Below are 16,042 nucleotides of genomic sequence, written 5' to 3'. Positions count from 1 at the left end.
CGGATCAACGCCCCGTCCACTTGGGTTCGCGCTTCTCCAGGAACGCCGACACGCCTTCGTTCGCGTCCTCGGAATTGAGGGCCACGCCCACGGCGAGGTGCTCCATCACCATCAGCGACTGGGTGTCGGCGTCCAGGCTGCGGTCGATCGTCATCTTCGTGAGCCACATCATGAAGGGGCTCTTGTCGACGAGGTCCCCGATGAAGTCATCGACCGTCGCGTCCAGCTTGTCGGCCGGGGCGGACTTGTTGATCAGTCCGAACTCGGCGGCCTCGATACCGGAGAGGAGCTTGCCGGTGAGCATCAGCTCCTTGGTCTTGCGGATGCCGATCATGCGCGGCACCCGGTAGATCGGGCCGGCCCCGCCGAACAGCGCGCGGCGGATGTGGAAGTCACCGATCTTGGCGTCGTCCGCGGCGATGGCGAAGTCGCAGGAGATCATGATCTCGAAGCCGCCGGCGGTGACGTGGCCCTCCAGGACCGCGACCGAGGGGGTCTTCATCGAGTAGAGGCGGTCGCACACCTTCGCGGACTTCACCGCGACGTCGATCGCGTTCGACTTGCCGACGTACTCCGCCTTCAGGCTGTCGAGGTCGAAGCCCGAGCAGAAGGTGCCGCCGCGGCCGCGCACCACCAGGACCCGCAGCTCGGGATCCTCGTCGACCTCGGTGATGATCTCGTCGAGCCGGTCCAGGATCGGCACGGTGACACAGTTCTTCTTCCACGGGCGGTTGAGCCACACACGGGCGACGTGGCCGTCGCGCTCGAACTGGATCTCGTCTTCCACTGCCATCTTCAACCCCTCTGAACTGAACTGAATTCATTACGAGTCTGTAAGTGTGCCGACCACCTGTCAAGCCTTCGGATCGAAGTAAACCGAATCCGATTCAGTCTCTCGCGCACAGGTCGTCGCTGAGTCGATGTACGAGAAATTCACGACAGCTGACCGCCCCCCCTTGACATGCCGGTGAGCCGGCCGCCGGATGAGCGGCGGCCGGCTCCCTCGTTCGGTGCGGGCGTACTGTGCGGTCGTGCGTGTGATGCCACCGACTGTCAGGCGTCGCCGCCCAGTTGGTCCGCCCAGCGCTCGGCCATCATCATGACCGTGGTGTTGGTCGGCACGGCCGGGATGTCCGGCATGGTGGAGGCGTCGACGACGTACAACGCGTCGACCCCGTGTACCTTGCCGGTTTGGTCCACCACCGCGTTCGGGGTGCCCTCCCCGCCCATCGCGCAGGTGCCCACCGCGTGGCAGTAGGTGTTCTTGCCCTGGAGGACGGCTCGTGTGAGGTCGGCGTCCGTGGTCGCCTCGGGGCCCGGCCACGTCTCGGCGCGTACGTACTTCTCCAGAGGGCCCGAGCTCATGATCTCCCGGACCTGCCGGATGCCGGCCACCATGCGCCGTACGTCGTCGGGGTGGTCCAACAGCCCCAACCGGATGCTCGGGTCGGCCTCAGGAGCGCATGAGGTGATCTCCACCCTGCCCAACGAGTACGGGCGGACGACAGCGAGGGGCACGAGCATCACCCCGGGCTCCATCGTGAACGGCAAAGCGTGCAGGTCGACTTCGCCCCCGCTGCCCGCTCCCGCCGAGGAGAACGCCAGGACGGTCTGAAGCGGCGGCCTGAGCTCCCCGACCGCCTCCTCGTCCACGGCGTAGGTGAGGTACACCATGGGGTGGTCACGGAGGTTCCTGCCGACGCCTTCGAGGGGCTGGACCTCGGGGATGGACAGCTCTTCGAGCAACCGCCGCGGGCCGATGCCCGAGCGCATCAGGATGGCGGGGCTGCCGATGGCTCCGGCGGAGAGGACGATCAGGTCGGCTTCGAGAGCGGTGCCGTCGGCGAGGATCACCGCACGGGCCGTCCCCTCCTCGGTGAACTCCACGCGGTCGACGGTCCGTCCGCCCAGTACGGTCAGATTCTCGCGGTGGCGGGCCGGGCCGAGGTAGGCGATGGCCGAGCTCTGCCGTATGCCGTTCTTGCGGTTGAAGGGGATCGGGCCCGCGCCGCGCCGGCCGACGCCGTTGACGTCCTGGTGAATGGGGTGACCGGCCTGCGCACACGCCTCCAGGAACGCGGACATGACCGGGCGCAGCCCGTTGCCCTCGGTGAAGCGCTCGATGTGTACGGGGCCTCCGGTGCCGTGCAGTTCCCCGCCGACCGGGTCGTCCTCCAGCTTCTTCAGGTACGGAAGAACCTGGTCCCAGGACCAGCGGTCGTTGCCCAGTCCGGTCCAGCGGGCGAAGTCCTCGGGGGTGGGCCGCAGGGCGTTGGCGCCGTTGACGGACGACGAGCCGCCGATGACCTTGCCGCGGAGGACGGGCACGATGCCCTGCTGGACGATCCCGAACATCGGGATGGTGTCGGCGTCGACGACGTGGTCGGCCGACTCGTAGCCCCAGTCATGTGTGGTGAACCCGAACTGGTCGGCGTCGAGCACCTCCGGGGCGGTCTCCTCCGGGGTGCGGTAGTCCTGACCCGCCTCGACCAGCGTGACGGTGTTCGCGGGGTCCTCGCTGAGCCGGGCGGCCAGGACACCACCGGCGGAACCACCGCCGCACACCACTATGCGACGTGCCATGGTTACCTCTCTTCTTCTCTTCGTTGAGATGAGGCTCTTCGTTGAGATGAGGCTCTACTTCGAGACGAAGCCGCGCCTCAGCCGAGGGGTGCGCCCGACAAGGCGATCGACTTGGGTTCGAGGAAGTCGTCGAGACCTTCGGGTCCGTTCTCGCGGCCGATGCCCGACTTCTTGCTGCCGCCGAAGGGCGCGTTGATGTCGAGCGTGTAGGCGTTGATGCTGAAGGTTCCGGTGCGCACGCGGCGGGCGATCCGCAGGGCGGTCTCCTCGTCCTGGGTCCAGACGGTTCCGGAGAGTCCGTACGGCGAGTCGTTGGCGAGTTCGACGGCGTGGTCGGGACCGTCGTGCGGGATGGCGACGACGACGGGGCCGAAGATCTCCTCCTGCGCGATCCGCATGTCGTTGGTGACGTCGGTGAAGAGGGTGGGTTCGAGGTACCAGCCGGTGTCCAGGCCCGCGGGGCGGCCTCCGCCGCAGGCCACGGTGGCGCCTTCCTTCCTGCCGAGGGTGATGTACTCCTCGACGCGCGCCCGGTGCGCCTCGGTGATCATCGGTCCGATCACGGTCGTGGGGTCGGCCGGGTCGCCGATGGGCAGGGCGCTCATGTGACGGGCCAGAGCCTCGGTGAACTCGGTGTAGCGGGAGCGCGGCAGCAGGATGCGCGTCTGGGCGGTGCAGATCTCGCCCTGCATGAAGGCGGCGCCACAGCCGACGAGCGCCGGGACGACGGTGTCGATGTCGGCGTCCTCCAGCACGATCGCCGCCGATTTACCGCCGAGTTCCAAGGTCACACGGCGGATGTCACGGCCGCAGGCCTCGGCGATGCGGGCGCCGACCGCGGTGCTTCCGGTGAAGCTGACCTTGTCCACCCCCGGGTGGGAGACCACGTACTCGCTCTCCTCGGCATCGGCGGCGAACAGGCCGATGACGCCCTCGGGAACGGCCGATTCGGCGACGGCCTCGGCGAACACATGGCAGGCGAGCGGATCCTGCACCGGCACCTTGACGATGACCGTGCAGCCGGCCATGAGGGCGGCGGCGATCTTCTGGGTGGTCAGCGGGAGCGGCCCGTTCCAGGCGGGGATGGCCACGACGACGCCGACGGGCTCGCGGACGACGAGGGTGCGGACCGGTCCGTTGACCCGCTCCTCCTCGAAGACGTGTCCCTCGGCCAGCGTGGCGTAGAAGCGCAGGTAGTTGGATGGGGCGACGGCGAAGTATCCCTCGGCGAAGCCGCGCGGGCAGCCGGTCTCGGCCATGGCCAGTCCGGCGAGTTCGGCCGCACGCGTGTCGAGGCGGTCGGCGAGGTCGCGCAGGGCCGCGGCGCGCTGTCGAACGCTCCACCTCGGCCAGGGGCCGGCGTCGAACGCCTGCCGGGCCGCGGCCACGGCGGCGTCGACGTCCGCCGTGGAGGCCAGGGGGACGTGGCCGATGACCTCCTCGATGCTGGGTGAGACGACCTGCGCGACGCGATCGGTGGAGGGGGCGGTGAGCCGCCCTCCGATGAGGATGCGGTCGTAGTGGTGGGCCATGCGGGGACTGCCTCTCTGCGGAAACGGACTTGCCTCGCTGCGGAAACGCGGAACCACTGCGGAGGAAGGCGGGTCGCCGGCCGTCCCCGGACCGTCACAGCGGCCTCGCGGCCCGCGCGGCCAGGGCCTCGGCGGCCGCGCGCCCCTCCGCGACGGCGTGCGCGATGCGGCGCGGTACGACGCAGTCGCCGACCGCGCGGACGGTCTGGTGGGCGGCCGGGGAGAAGTCGGGACGGCGGGAGCGACGTTCGCCGACGGTGACCAGGACATCGGCGGCGAGGGACGTCTCCCGACCGTCCAGTACATGGCGCAGGCGCACGCCGTCGGCGGTCGTCGAGGTCACGGTGCTCAGCGCGACGACGCGCAGGGGCGCACCGGTGAGCCGGTTCATCAGCTGGGTGCGGTTCTCCGGCGACAGGCCTGCCGCGAAACCGGTGCCGGGGGTGATGACGGTGACCTCCCGGGCACCGGCCGCCAGCGCGCTCTCCGCGGCACTGATGCCCTGCCACCAGCCGAAGCCGTCGTCGAGGACGGCGACGGCGGGCGCGTCCGGTACGACGTCCGCGTACCGGCACAGGAAATCGGAACTCGTGAGTGTCCGAAGCTCGCCGGGCACGGCGACGGACCCTTCCTCCGCGCCGGTGGCGAGCACGATCTCCGCGTACGCCTCCAATGCCTCCGGCCCCGGCGAGCTGCCCAACAGCACTGGCACGCCGAGGTCGGCGAGTTGCTCGCGCTGGTAGTCGACGAACTTCCGCCAACCGGGACGGTGCGGGGCGAGGGAGGCGAGGCGTGCCTGACCACCGGCTTGCCGAGCCGTGTCGAAGACGGTCACCTCTGCGCCGGAACGGGCGAGCGCCAGCGCGCACTCCATGCCGGCGGGGCCCGCCCCCAGGACGGCGACAGGACCGCTGAGGCCGCCCGGTCTGGTGAGCAGCAGCGGAACGGCGGGGCGGGTGGCGGCTCCCGGCGGGCCGAGCTCGGGGTTCACCGAGCACGACCCGGTGGGCTCGAAGGTCCGGCAGCCCTCGTTGCAGCCCGTGCAGGGGCGTACGGATCGCTCGTCGCCCGCGATCACCTTGCGGGCGAAGTCGGGGTCGGCCATGAACGGCCGGGCCATCCCGACCAGATCCGCCCCCGAGCTCAGCGCCCCCTCGATGTCCGCCACCGACCGGAAGCCCTGGCTGACCAGGAGCGGCAGCGCGACCGCCGAGCGGAGCCGGGCCACGGACTCCAGCAGTGGCGGGCGGGTGGTGGCCATACCGGGGACGTAGGTGTTGCGGACGCCTGTGGTGACGTTGACGTACGCGAAGGGCGAGGCGGCGCACAGCCGTGGCAGCAGCTCGGTCAGGTCGTGCAGTCCGAGTCCGGAGTCCTCGCCGGGCTCCACTGACACCCGTACGCCGATGGGGAGTTCACCGATCTCGGCACGGATGGCGTCGATCACCTGGGCGAGGAGGGCGATACGGTCACCGTACGCGTCGTCGCGGGTGTTGGTGGCCCGGGAGAGGAACTGGGCGAGCAGGTAGCCGTGGCCGGCGTGCAGTTCCACGCCGTGGAAACCGGCCTGCACGCTGTTCGCCGCGGAGATCCGGAACGCGTCGACGACGCCGCGCACTTCGTCGGCGCTCAGCGGATGGGGTGCGGTCGCCTCGCGGGGCGAGCGCACGGCCGCGGCGGAGACCGGTGCGTAGTACGTCCCGGCGCCCAGCGTCTCCCGGCCGAGGTGGACGAGCTGCGCGACGGCCACGGCGCCCTGGTCGGTGATGGCCTCGGCGCGGCGGCGCACGGCGTCCCTGGCCTCGGGACGCCATGCTTCTGTCAGATAGCGCTGCGGCAGCGTCGACTCGGGGGCCACGGCAGTGCCTCCGGTGATCACCATGCCGGCGCCGCCCTGGGCCAGCCGCCGCCAGTAGGACGCGTCGGCCGCGGTGGGAGCGCCGTCGCTGACGGCGGCCGTGGCGTGGGCGGTGGCGACGAGACGGTTGCGGAGGGTCAGCCCGCCGAAAGTGAACGGTGCGGCGAGGGCGAGCGGGGTGCGTTGCGTCGGCGTCATACGGCAGCGGCTCTCATTGTCTGTCCTCGTCGTCTGTGCTCGTCGCCTGTCCTCGTCCTCTGTCCTTGGCCTCTGCCCTCCGGTCTGGTCAGGCGGCGGAGCCGGTGGTGAGACCGATGAGCTGGGCGAGCAGGACCCGATGCCGGTCCGTCGTGCCGAAGAGGACCTCGGCGCTGCGCGCGCGGCGCACATACAGATGGGCCGGATGCTCCCAGGTGAAGCCGATGCCGCCGTGCAGTTGGACGTACTCGGCCGTCGCCAGACGAAAGGTCTCGGAGCAGACCACGGCGGCGGCGCAGGCGGCCACCGGCAGCTGCGGCGAGGCGACGGCGGCACAGGCGGTCGCGTACGAGGACGCGGAGCGTGCCGCTTCGAGCGCGACCAGCACGTCGGCCAAGCGGTGTTTGACGGCTTGGAACGAACCGATGGGCCGCCCGAACTGCTGGCGCTGTCCGGCGAATCCGACGGTGGCGTCCAGTGCGTGTCCGCTGCCGCCGACCTGTTCGGCCGCCAGCGCGGCCCGCCCGGTGTCGAGGGTCGCCGCGACGGTGTCTTCGGTACCCTCCGCCGTGCCCACCACGGTGGCCGGTGCCCCCCGGAACTCCACCAGCGCCTGGCGCCGCGTCTCGTCCAGGACCCGGCGCGGAGTCCGCCGGCTGGTGTCGGGCGAGGGCTCACAGGCGAACAGCCTCGGCCCGGCCGGAGTTCGCGCCCGTACGAGGATCAGGTCCGCACCGGCCCCGTCGAGCACGAAGTCCGCCCGACCGCGCAGCACCCAGCGCGCACCACTCTGCTCGGCCGTGACGTGGGGCTCGTCGGAAGAAGCGGCGTCGAACCCGGCCACGGTCGCGGTCAGCGTGCCGTCGGCGATCCGCGGCAGATAGCGCTCGCACGCCGTGCGGTCGCCGCTGTACAGCAGGGCGTGAGCGGCGAGGACCACTGTGGGCAACAGCGGCGCGCAGTACAGGGCGCGCCCGGATTCCTCCAGGGCCACGGCCAGTTCGGCGAAGGTGAAGCCCGCCCCGCCGTACTCCTCGGGTACGGCCAGCCCGTGGACCCCGATCTCCCCCGCGAGCCGCGCCCAGAGCTGCTCGTCGTGTCCACGCGGGGTGGCCAGATGCTTGCGGACGTCCTCGGGACCACTTGTCTCGGTGTGGAAATCCCGCAGGACGGCCCGCAGCTGCCGCTGTTCGTCTGTTTCGGACAGCGACTGGGGGTCGATCTCGGGGTGACGACGGTGCATGGAAGTCTCCATCGCGTTCGGACGCGGCACACATACAAACTGAACTCAATTCATTACCGTAGTCGCGGGGCTTCGGCCGGGCAAGACCTGTGCGCGAGCCGGATGCGCTCAGACGGTGAACCGGCCGCCGTTGGCGAGCAGCACCGCGCCGACCAGGTTCGCCGCGGCATCGCTCGCCAGGAACAACGCGATGTCGGCGATCTCCTCGGCGGTCGCGTACGGGCGCACCCTCGGGTCGGCGAAGCCGGCGCGCAGCACCTCTGGCGTGCGTGCGGCCATCCCCGTCTCGGTCGGCCCCGGCGCCACCACGTTCACCCGGATCCCGGACGCGACGACCTCTTTGGCCACGGCCTGGCTCAGCGCGTGCACAGCGGCTTTGGAGGCGGCGTAGTGGGGATAGCCGACGGGCGTGTCGAAGGCCGACGACGAGCCGATCACGACGATCGACCCGGCCTCGAAGGGGCGCATGGCCCGCACCGCGGCGCGCAGCACGTGGAACGTACCGTCCAAATTCGCCCGCATGACGCGACGCCAGGCGGCGTCGTCGAGAGAGCCCGTCACCTCGACCGGTCGCCCCTCGACCAGGGCGTCCGCTATGCGCGCCTTGGCCTCGGGGTCGTCGACCCCGGCCGCGTGCACCAGCACGTCGAGCCGCCCGTGCCGCCGCAGGACGTCCTGGACCGCACCGTCGACCTGAGCCGCATCCGCCACGTCGAGTGCGACCGCCCGAGCGGCCGGCAGCTCCTTCGCGACGGCCTCGGCCCCGTCGCCGTTCAGGTCCACCAGGACGACGGCCCGTGCCCCTTCCGCCGCGAGCTTCCGGGCGGCCGCCGCACCCATCCCGGAGCCGGCGCCCGTCACCATCGCGACCTTGCCCGCGAACCTGTCCGTCCGCCCATCCGTCCGCCTGTCTGTCCCGGTCAAGACAATCTCTCCTTCGTCGGCACTCGTCGTATTGAACTGACTTCACCTCTGTTACCGTGGCGGCTGCTGGACTGACAAGACCCGGGACGGTGAAGATGAGGGCACTGCGACTCACGGCGTGGGGCGAGCCCCCGACACAGGCCGAGGTCGAGCGACCCGCCCCCCGCGGCGGCGAGGCACTGGTGCGGGTCGAAGCCACCGGCCTGTGCCATTCCGACCTGCACGTCATGGGAGCGGTTCCGGGGGCCCTCCCCTACCGGCTCCCGTTCACGCTCGGCCACGAGGTCGCCGGGCGGATCGCCGCCCTGGGGCCCGACGCCGAGGGGTTGCGGACCGGTGACCGCGTGGTGCTCTACGGACCGTGGGGCTGCGGCGCCTGCGACCGGTGTGCGACGGGCCGGGACAACTACTGCGACCGGCGCGACACCCTCGCCTGGCACGGGGTGGGACTGGGCCGGGACGGCGGAATGGCCGAGTACGTACTCGTCCCGTCCACCCGTCATCTGGTGCCCATCGACGACCTGCCAGCCGATCAGGCGGCTCCGCTCTCGGACGCGGGCCTGACCTCCTACCACGCCGTGGCCGGGCTCCGGCACGCACTCGGGGAGGGCACGAGCGCCGCCGTCATCGGCGTCGGAGGGCTGGGCCACCTGGCCGTGCAGATCCTTCGCGCGACCACCGGGAGCCGCGTGCTGGCGGTCGACGTCCGGGAGGACGCCCTGGCTCTGGCGGATCGCTCCGGCGCGGACTTCGGCACCCTGGTGCGGGCGGACACCGCCCATGCCCTGAGGGCGCGGACCGGCGGCGCGGGAGTGGATGCCGTACTGGACTTCGTCGGCACCACACAGACGCTGGAACTCGCGGCCGGCGTCCTGCGGCCGGGCGGCGAACTCGCCGTCGTCGGCAGTGGAGGCGGCCGTCTGACCGTCTCCAAGCCGGGCGTCCTCCCGCCGGGCTTCAGGCTCTCCCTGCCCTTCTGGGGTACGCGCCCCGAACTCGCCGAGGTCGTCGCGCTGGCACGCTCGGGCGCGATCCACGTCGAGACGGAGCGGTTCCCGCTGTCCGCCGCGCCGGAGGCGATCGACCGGCTTCGCCGGGGCCGGGTGCGGGGACGGGCCGTACTCGTCCCCGACTGATCAGGCACGGACCCGACTGACCAGGCACGAACCCGACGGATCAAGGCACGGACCCGACTGGCCGGCTTCAGGCATATACGCATACGCGGAAGGGAAGTTCAGGATGCGCTTCGACGGAAGAGTCGCGATCGTCACCGGTGGGGCCCGGGGCATGGGTGCCTCACATGCACGGGGGCTGGCCGCCGAAGGCGCCCGGGTCGCCGTCTGCGACCTGCTCGACGACGAGGGAAAGGCCCTGGCCGAGAGTCTTCCCGGCGCGCGGTACCACCACCTCGACGTCACCGACGAAGAGGCGTGGCAGACCGTCGTCCACACCGTCGAGGACACCCTCGGTCCCGTCGACGTCCTGGTCAACAACGCGGGGATCGTTCACTTCGGCGGCGTGGAAGAGCAGTCGCCCGAGCACTTCCGCCGGATCCTCGACGTCAACGTGGTCGGCACCTTCCTGGGCATGCACACCGTCCTGCCCGGCATGCGCGGCCGCGGCCGCGGGGCGGTGGTCAACATCTCCTCGGCGGCCGGCCTCATGGGCTTCGCCGACGGCATCGGCTACGTCACGAGCAAGTGGGGGATCCGGGGCATGACCAAGGCCGCCGCACTGGACATGGCGGGCACCGGGGTGCGCGTCAACTCCGTGCACCCGGGCGTCATCCGCACGTCCATGGGTGAAGGCGCCGCACCCGCACTCTTCGCCGATCAGCCGGTGCCGCGCATCGGGGAGCCCGAGGAGGTCACGCGCATGGTGCTCTTCCTCGCCGGCGACGACGCCTCGTACACCACGGGCGGCGAGTTCCTGGTGGACGGCGGCCAGACCATCGGCCACGTCGGTCACGCCCGCGGCGAGGCAGCGGGTTAGCGCGCGGAGTGACCGCCGGGCTTCTGGCGCCGGCGGTCACCGCGACGGACGTCTCAGCCCATCTTCGCGCCGACATCCTTGCGCACGGTGAGCAGGGCCCCGATGCCGATCACGCAGACCGTCATGACGAAGAACGCCGGGGAGAGCTGGTTCCCGGTCCGCTGGACCAGGAAGGCCGCGATGTAGGGAGCGGTACCGCCCGCGAGGACCGTGCCGATGTTGTAGCCGATCGCCATGCCGGTGAACCGGACCCGGCGTTCGAACAGGTGCGGCCACAGACTGGCCGCCGGGACCTGCACGAACGCGCTGCTCAGCATGAACAGCAGGTAGGCGGCGCCGGCCAGAGGCAGGTTGTGCCGGTCCATCAGCATCATCGCGGGATAGGCGGTCACCAGGAATCCCAGCAACCCGAACATCAGGATGCGACGGGATCCGAACCGGGCGGCGAGCCAGCCGGCCGGCACCATGAGCAGCACGGTGACGAGCACGACGCCCGCGCTCAGCCAGAGCACCTGTGTGGAGTCGTACCCCAGGTCGCTGGTGAGGTGGATGCCGATGTACGTCAGGCCGAGGAAAATGGCGCCGCCCTGTGCCATGGACAGGCCGATGGACTGAAGCAGTGCCGCGCGGTGGGTGGACAGGACCTCCCGGATCGGAGCGGAGGGGATGTCGGCACGCCGTGCGGCCTCCTCGAATTCGGGGGTGTCCTCGATCCGCAGCCGCGCCCAGAGGCAGAACAGCGTGAGCGGCACGGCCATGAGGAACGGCAGCCGCCAGCCCCAGTCGGCCATCTGGTCCTTCGTGGCAAGAGCGGAGATCACCCCGGCCGTCGCGGCCGCGAACATGAACCCGAGGTTGGACCCGATGGGCGTGACGGCACCGAGGAAGGCCCTGCGCCGGGGCGGGGCCGACTCGTAGATGTAGGTGTAGGCGCCGACCGACTCGCCCCCCGTGGAGATGCCCTGCATCAACCGGCACAGAAGGAGCAGCACCGCGGCGGTGACGCCGATCTGGCTGTAGGTCGGCAACAGCCCGGTGGCGCTGCTGGCGACTCCCATGCAGAGCACCGAGGAGACCAGCGCCTTACGGCGCCCCCACCGGTCACCGAGCCATCCGAAGAAGACGCCACCGACCGGCCGCACCACCAGTCCGGTGGCGAACACCGCGAGCGTCGCCAGCAGCGCGGCCGCCGGCTCCTCGCTCGGGAAGAACTGCGGCGCGATCACCACGGCGAGATAGCCATAAACGCTGAAATCGTAGTACTCGATCAGGGTGCCGAGGCTGCCGGCGAGCATCGCGCGGCGCACCGTACGAGGTTCATACGCCGCCGACTCCGCCCCTGATGTGGCGGAACGCTGAGTAGCACTCATGCTCCGACTCTCCTTCCCGGCACGGTCCCGTACCTGCCGACGCCGGGGACGCTACAGAACTGAACTCAGTACAGCTAGTCTGGTGCGGGTATTTTCTTGAGACAGGGACGGAGCGCCGGAATAAAGGCCGAGCACCCAAGCCCTTTGACCTGCGGTGTCTACAGCAAGCTGACCGCTCGGGTCACCGACGTGCCGCGCGGCACGGTCACCACAACGCCACAGCGCGACCACTCTTTCTTTTGAACCGGATTCGGTTCACACCGAGAGTGTCCGCCCGGGCGGACACTCTCCATCGAGTCAGCGCGCGCCGGCCAGCCGCAGGGCGAAGTCGCCGTACTGGTAGACGACCTGATCTTCCGTCAGGTCACCGTCCTCGTGGTACCAGACAGGTACGCCCATCCCGAGATCCAGGATCGCGTAGGAGGTCAACTTCACCGTGGTGACGCTGAAGCGCCCGGCCTGCACGCCTTCGCTGAGCAACGTCCGGAAAGCCTGCTCGTAGGCGGCACGCCGTTGAAGGACCTCCGTACGGTGCGGCTCCTCCAGGCTGCGGATCTCACGGGTCCCCACGAACGCTTCGAGGCGGTGCCGGGCGTGGTAGCGAACATGAGCCTCGGCGGCCCGGCGCAGCCGCTCCACCACGTCCTCGCATCCCGCGACGGCAGCGCGGTGGTTCCGCAGCAGGTCATCCATCGTGCCGGTCATGATCTGGGTGAGCAGTTCCTGCTTGGACCCCACATGCTTGTACAGGCTCGGCCCGCGCATCCCCACCGCTTCGCCGATGTCGGCCATCGTGGTGGCGGCGTAGCCTCGCTCGGCGAACAGGACGAGGGCGGCGTTCCGGATCTCCACCGCACGCGGTCCCGGAGCCCGACCGGCCGCCGTACGCCCCCGGGCGGCTACCGCCGACTGATCGCCGCGCTGTGACGTCACGCTTCCCTGCCTTGTCCATTGGCTGGCGACGCGCAGCCGCACGCCCCGATCCACTCCGCCCAGCTCACCGTAAGCCATCCGAGGCCGGCACCACCCCGGGAGCGCCGCACATCGACGGTAATCGGATTGCCCTATCCAGTTCCGTGGTACGGTGGTGGCGTTAAACGGAAACACCTATCCGCATGGAGAAGAATTGGATACCGCTATCCACATTTTGCACTTCCAGTGCCACCTCATCCCCGAAAGGCCCCTGCCGTGACCAGCATTGCCATTGTCGGAGCCGGCCCCCAGTTGGGCCTGGCCATCGCCCGCACCTTCGGATCGCAAGGGCTCGACGTCGCCCTGATCTCCCGCAACCGCGACAAGCTCGACGACCTCGCCGACAAGCTCACCGCCGAGGGCATCACCGCCGCCGCGTTCCCCGCGGACGTACTCGACCGCGACGCACTCACCCAGGCTCTCAAGGACGCCGCCGCCCACTTCGGCGGCATCGACGTCCTGGAGTACTCCCCGGTGGGACAGCTCGGCGTCACCGCACTGACCGCTCCGGCCGAGACCGAACCGTCCCATGTCGAGTTCGAGATGAACTTCCAGCTGTACGGGGCCATCGCCGCCACCAGGTCGGTACTGCCCGCGATGCGTGAGGCCGGCGCGGGCACCCTGCTCTACACCACCGGCGCCGGGTCCATCTGGCCCGACCCGCGGGTCGCGAACGTCAACGCCGCCGCCGCGGCGCTGCGCAACTGGGTGATGAACCTGCACAAGGAGCTGGCCGATGCCGGCACCGGCATCCAGGCCGCCCACGTCGGCATCGACGTGGCGATCGGTGACTCCGACTCCGTCGTCCCCGGCATACCGGTGGCCACGCCCGAGCAGATCTCCCCCCTCTACTGGGAGCTGCACACCACCAAGCGTGACGAGGCCGAACTCGTCTTCAAGCTCGGCGACGGCTTCCCTCGCGGCTGACAGCGCACCGAGCCGTGCCCCCCGTTACCTTTTCGTGGCTCCGCAATGGGGTCTCCGGCCTTCGGGTCCGGCATGACTTCCCCCCCTTGTTGTTGATGATCCGGGGGGGTGGTGTCACCGGGTCCGGAGGCATCGACGGACCGCTGATGAGGGGCTTGAGCACCGGCTTCACCCGAGCTGGAGGAGCTCTCCGTAACGTGGATGTGGCAGCTCGGTGCCGAGGCAAGGCCGGACGAAAGCGTGATGGAGGGGCCTGCACGTGATCGACACCGGCGACATGCGGGTGCCACCATCCGCACCTGACGATCCGTCGGCAACGACGCGCCCGCTTGTGCGAGCAACTGCTCTTCGCCCCCGGCGACGTGGTTGCCGCGGCTTGGTCCTCGCCGTCCGCGGCCGCCCTGCACCTGCTCGCCGTCGGGAGTCCGAGAGCACGATCAAACGCCTCAGTACCGCGTTCACCTCAGAGGCCTGACCGGATCACCCACGACGGCTCGAAGGCCCCATCCCGTATGCGTGAGTGGATCCGATGAATTCCGAACTACTCGAAGCGGCAATGAAGTCGCACCATACCTTCACTCGGACCATACTGGATCGTGAGTTTCCAATGTCGGCACGCTCGCGCGTCGAGCCGAGCAGCCCATTCATGGTGAGAGCGGTCGGGGGGACTGTTCCGAATGTGATGCGAAAGGATGCGCCATGGAACTCGAATCCCTCCCGGATGACGTCGTCGCGGCGATCGAAGTGCGAGATCGTTGGAGGCGCGCATCGGCTGCCGGTGGCCTGGAGTTCCTGGTCACCGACATCGCGCGGTGGACCCCCGGTTCCACCGTGCGGGTCGCCTTTCTCGACGGGGACGAACAGCTGCACGCGGACATCGCAGGAGCGACGAAGCAGATCACCGACTCCTGCAACCTGAAACTCGACTTCGGTCACGACGCGGCGACCGGAACGTTCCGGCGATGGACCACAGCCGATACCGCCTTCGCCGCCGAAATCCGAGTCAGCTTCGACATGCAAGGTTATTTCTCCCTGGTCGGCACCGACAGCACGGATCGCACCATCGGAGCGGGAAGCGGCCCCGTCGGGGGGAATCCCGGACAGCGCAGCCTGAACCTCGGGCGCTACGCGGTGAACAGGCCCGCCCAGTGGGAGGGCACCGTGCGTCACGAGTTCCTGCACGCACTCGGATTCCACCACTCCCACCAGAACATGCGCGGCACATGCGAGAACGAATTCCGCTGGGATGACGAAGCCGGGTATGTTCCCACGCGGGATACGGACGGCGTCTTCGTGGCGGACTCTCAAGGCCGGCACCCCGGCATTTACACGTACCTCGCGGGTGAGCCGAACCGATGGCCGCGCGCAAAGGTGGATCACAACCTTCGCACCGAGGACGACCCGGATGTCGTCGCCGGGCCTTTCGACCCACAATCCGTGATGCTGTACCGGTTCCCGCCATTCTTCTACAAGTCCAACCCGAGCAGTTGCGCGCCGACCGGTAACGGGCAGAGTTTGTCGAACGGCGACAAGCGCGGGCTCAGCCTGCTGTACCCGCATACCGCGGACGAGTTGGCGGGCCTTCAGGCACGGGCCGACGCGGTCCTGCAGTCGATCGGGGTCGGGGTCGGCACGGAGAGCCTTCACGATTCGAACGGCGGCAACCTGGCCGAGGCATACCGCAGCCGGGTGGAGGCACTGGCCGCCGCACAGACCGCAGGCGCCGACTGACGCACTTCCTCGCATTGGTTTCGGGTGCCGGCAGCCGTGTGGTGCGAAGTGGGCCGCCGCCGCGCCCGATGGGAGCGGCACCTTCTTCGCCGTCCGCATCAGTATTTTGACATAGGTTTCTTGTCATAGGTAACTTGGCGTCGTGACCGGAATCAGTGGGGCTCCCATGAGCCAGGGCGTCGACCATGTGGCCGCAGGCCTCGTGGCGTGCCTGCCCGTGCTGAACCGGTACGTCAAGCAGAGCATCGACCGGCAGTTGCCCTATCCCAAGCTCCCCGACCGGCAGTTGACCCTGCTTCAGTACGTCGCCGAGCACGACGGCGCGACCGTCCACGAGGCGGCCGCGGCCCTGCGGATGATGCCGAACAACGTCAGCGCCCTGGTCACCCGCCTCACCGAAGCGGGCCTGCTGGACCGGCATCAGGACGACACCGACAAGCGTGTGGCGCACCTGTGCGTCACCGCCAAGGCGCGTCAGCGCATCGGCGAGGTGCAGAACATCGCGGCGGCGCAGCTCGCGTCCGCGCTGCGTACCCTCACCGACGGCGACCGCGACGCCCTCGGCTCGGCGCTCGGCGCCCTCGAGGCTCTCACCCGGCGCCTGCGCGACCACTCCGCCTGACCGGTCCGACTCCTCGTACGCCTACTGCCCTTGCCGCTGCCGCGGCGGGGGCTGGGTGTGCTGCTCGCATACACATCTCCCCCCTCTACA

Annotated in this window: 13 protein-coding genes; 5 read left to right on the top strand and 8 right to left on the bottom strand. The window is 69.8% G+C overall.

Features of this window, described 5'->3' with window-relative positions; translation table 11 throughout:
- Positions 1–4 precede the first annotated feature (4 nt).
- The 6 genes from ABFX81_RS33465 to ABFX81_RS33440 all read right to left on the bottom strand — a co-directional run bounded on the left by ABFX81_RS33465 (position 5) and on the right by ABFX81_RS33440 (position 8,338).
- A complete protein-coding gene (locus ABFX81_RS33465) occupies positions 5–793 on the bottom strand; it encodes an enoyl-CoA hydratase-related protein (RefSeq protein ID WP_086846725.1) in 789 nt (262 codons plus the stop codon).
- Positions 794–1,053: 260 nt separating this feature from the next.
- A complete protein-coding gene (locus tag ABFX81_RS33460; RefSeq protein ID WP_086846727.1) occupies positions 1,054–2,583 on the bottom strand; it encodes a GMC family oxidoreductase N-terminal domain-containing protein in 1,530 nt (509 codons plus the stop codon).
- Between the two features lie 77 nt (positions 2,584–2,660).
- Complete coding sequence (locus tag ABFX81_RS33455; protein ID WP_346139115.1) at positions 2,661–4,115, bottom strand: aldehyde dehydrogenase; 1,455 nt, start codon at positions 4,113–4,115, stop codon at positions 2,661–2,663.
- A 94-nt stretch (positions 4,116–4,209) separates the two neighbouring features.
- The gene (locus ABFX81_RS33450; protein ID WP_346139114.1) at positions 4,210–6,171 is read right to left on the bottom strand and encodes an oxidoreductase; all 1,962 of its coding nucleotides are present in this window, start codon (positions 6,169–6,171) and stop codon (positions 4,210–4,212) included.
- 88 nt (positions 6,172–6,259) lie between these two features.
- On the bottom strand, positions 6,260–7,414 hold the full coding sequence (locus ABFX81_RS33445) for an acyl-CoA dehydrogenase family protein (protein ID WP_086854775.1): 1,155 nt from the start codon (positions 7,412–7,414) through the stop codon (positions 6,260–6,262).
- Between the two features lie 108 nt (positions 7,415–7,522).
- Entirely contained in the window at positions 7,523–8,338 is an 816-nt protein-coding gene (locus ABFX81_RS33440; protein WP_346139113.1) for an SDR family NAD(P)-dependent oxidoreductase, read from the bottom strand.
- Between the two features lie 95 nt (positions 8,339–8,433).
- Here ABFX81_RS33440 and ABFX81_RS33435 point away from each other — a divergent pair, with 95 nt between their 5' ends.
- Both ABFX81_RS33435 and ABFX81_RS33430 read left to right on the top strand, forming a co-directional pair.
- Positions 8,434–9,474 (top strand): NAD(P)-dependent alcohol dehydrogenase, encoded by a 1,041-nt coding sequence (locus ABFX81_RS33435; protein ID WP_346139112.1) that lies wholly within the window; start codon positions 8,434–8,436, stop codon positions 9,472–9,474.
- A 103-nt stretch (positions 9,475–9,577) separates the two neighbouring features.
- Positions 9,578–10,330 carry an SDR family oxidoreductase gene (locus ABFX81_RS33430; protein WP_086849609.1) on the top strand — a complete coding sequence of 251 codons (753 nt, stop codon included), beginning with the start codon at positions 9,578–9,580 and terminating at the stop codon, positions 10,328–10,330.
- A gap of 53 nt (positions 10,331–10,383) precedes the next feature.
- On the opposite strand, the gene ABFX81_RS33425 is transcribed toward ABFX81_RS33430, so the two are convergent.
- Both ABFX81_RS33425 and ABFX81_RS33420 read right to left on the bottom strand, forming a co-directional pair.
- Positions 10,384–11,700: an MFS transporter gene (locus tag ABFX81_RS33425; protein ID WP_086849613.1), complete on the bottom strand. Its 1,317-nt coding sequence runs from the start codon at positions 11,698–11,700 to the stop codon at positions 10,384–10,386.
- A gap of 297 nt (positions 11,701–11,997) precedes the next feature.
- A complete protein-coding gene (locus ABFX81_RS33420; RefSeq protein ID WP_346139111.1) occupies positions 11,998–12,552 on the bottom strand; it encodes a TetR/AcrR family transcriptional regulator in 555 nt (184 codons plus the stop codon).
- A gap of 336 nt (positions 12,553–12,888) precedes the next feature.
- Here ABFX81_RS33420 and ABFX81_RS33415 point away from each other — a divergent pair, with 336 nt between their 5' ends.
- From ABFX81_RS33415 to ABFX81_RS33405, 3 genes are all read left to right on the top strand, one after another.
- On the top strand, positions 12,889–13,599 hold the full coding sequence (locus tag ABFX81_RS33415; protein WP_086849616.1) for an SDR family NAD(P)-dependent oxidoreductase: 711 nt from the start codon (positions 12,889–12,891) through the stop codon (positions 13,597–13,599).
- 699 nt (positions 13,600–14,298) lie between these two features.
- Positions 14,299–15,330 carry a zinc metalloprotease gene (locus ABFX81_RS33410; RefSeq protein ID WP_086849618.1) on the top strand — a complete coding sequence of 344 codons (1,032 nt, stop codon included), beginning with the start codon at positions 14,299–14,301 and terminating at the stop codon, positions 15,328–15,330.
- A 166-nt stretch (positions 15,331–15,496) separates the two neighbouring features.
- Positions 15,497–15,952 (top strand): MarR family winged helix-turn-helix transcriptional regulator, encoded by a 456-nt coding sequence (locus ABFX81_RS33405; RefSeq protein ID WP_346139132.1) that lies wholly within the window; start codon positions 15,497–15,499, stop codon positions 15,950–15,952.
- The last annotated feature ends 90 nt before the right edge of the window (positions 15,953–16,042 follow it).

It is taken from the genome of Streptomyces coeruleofuscus (assembly GCF_039532725.1).
Lineage (GTDB): Bacteria > Actinomycetota > Actinomycetes > Streptomycetales > Streptomycetaceae > Streptomyces > Streptomyces coeruleofuscus.
Note: the sequence above shows the minus strand (reverse complement) of the source record. Positions and strands in the feature narration are given on the sequence as shown.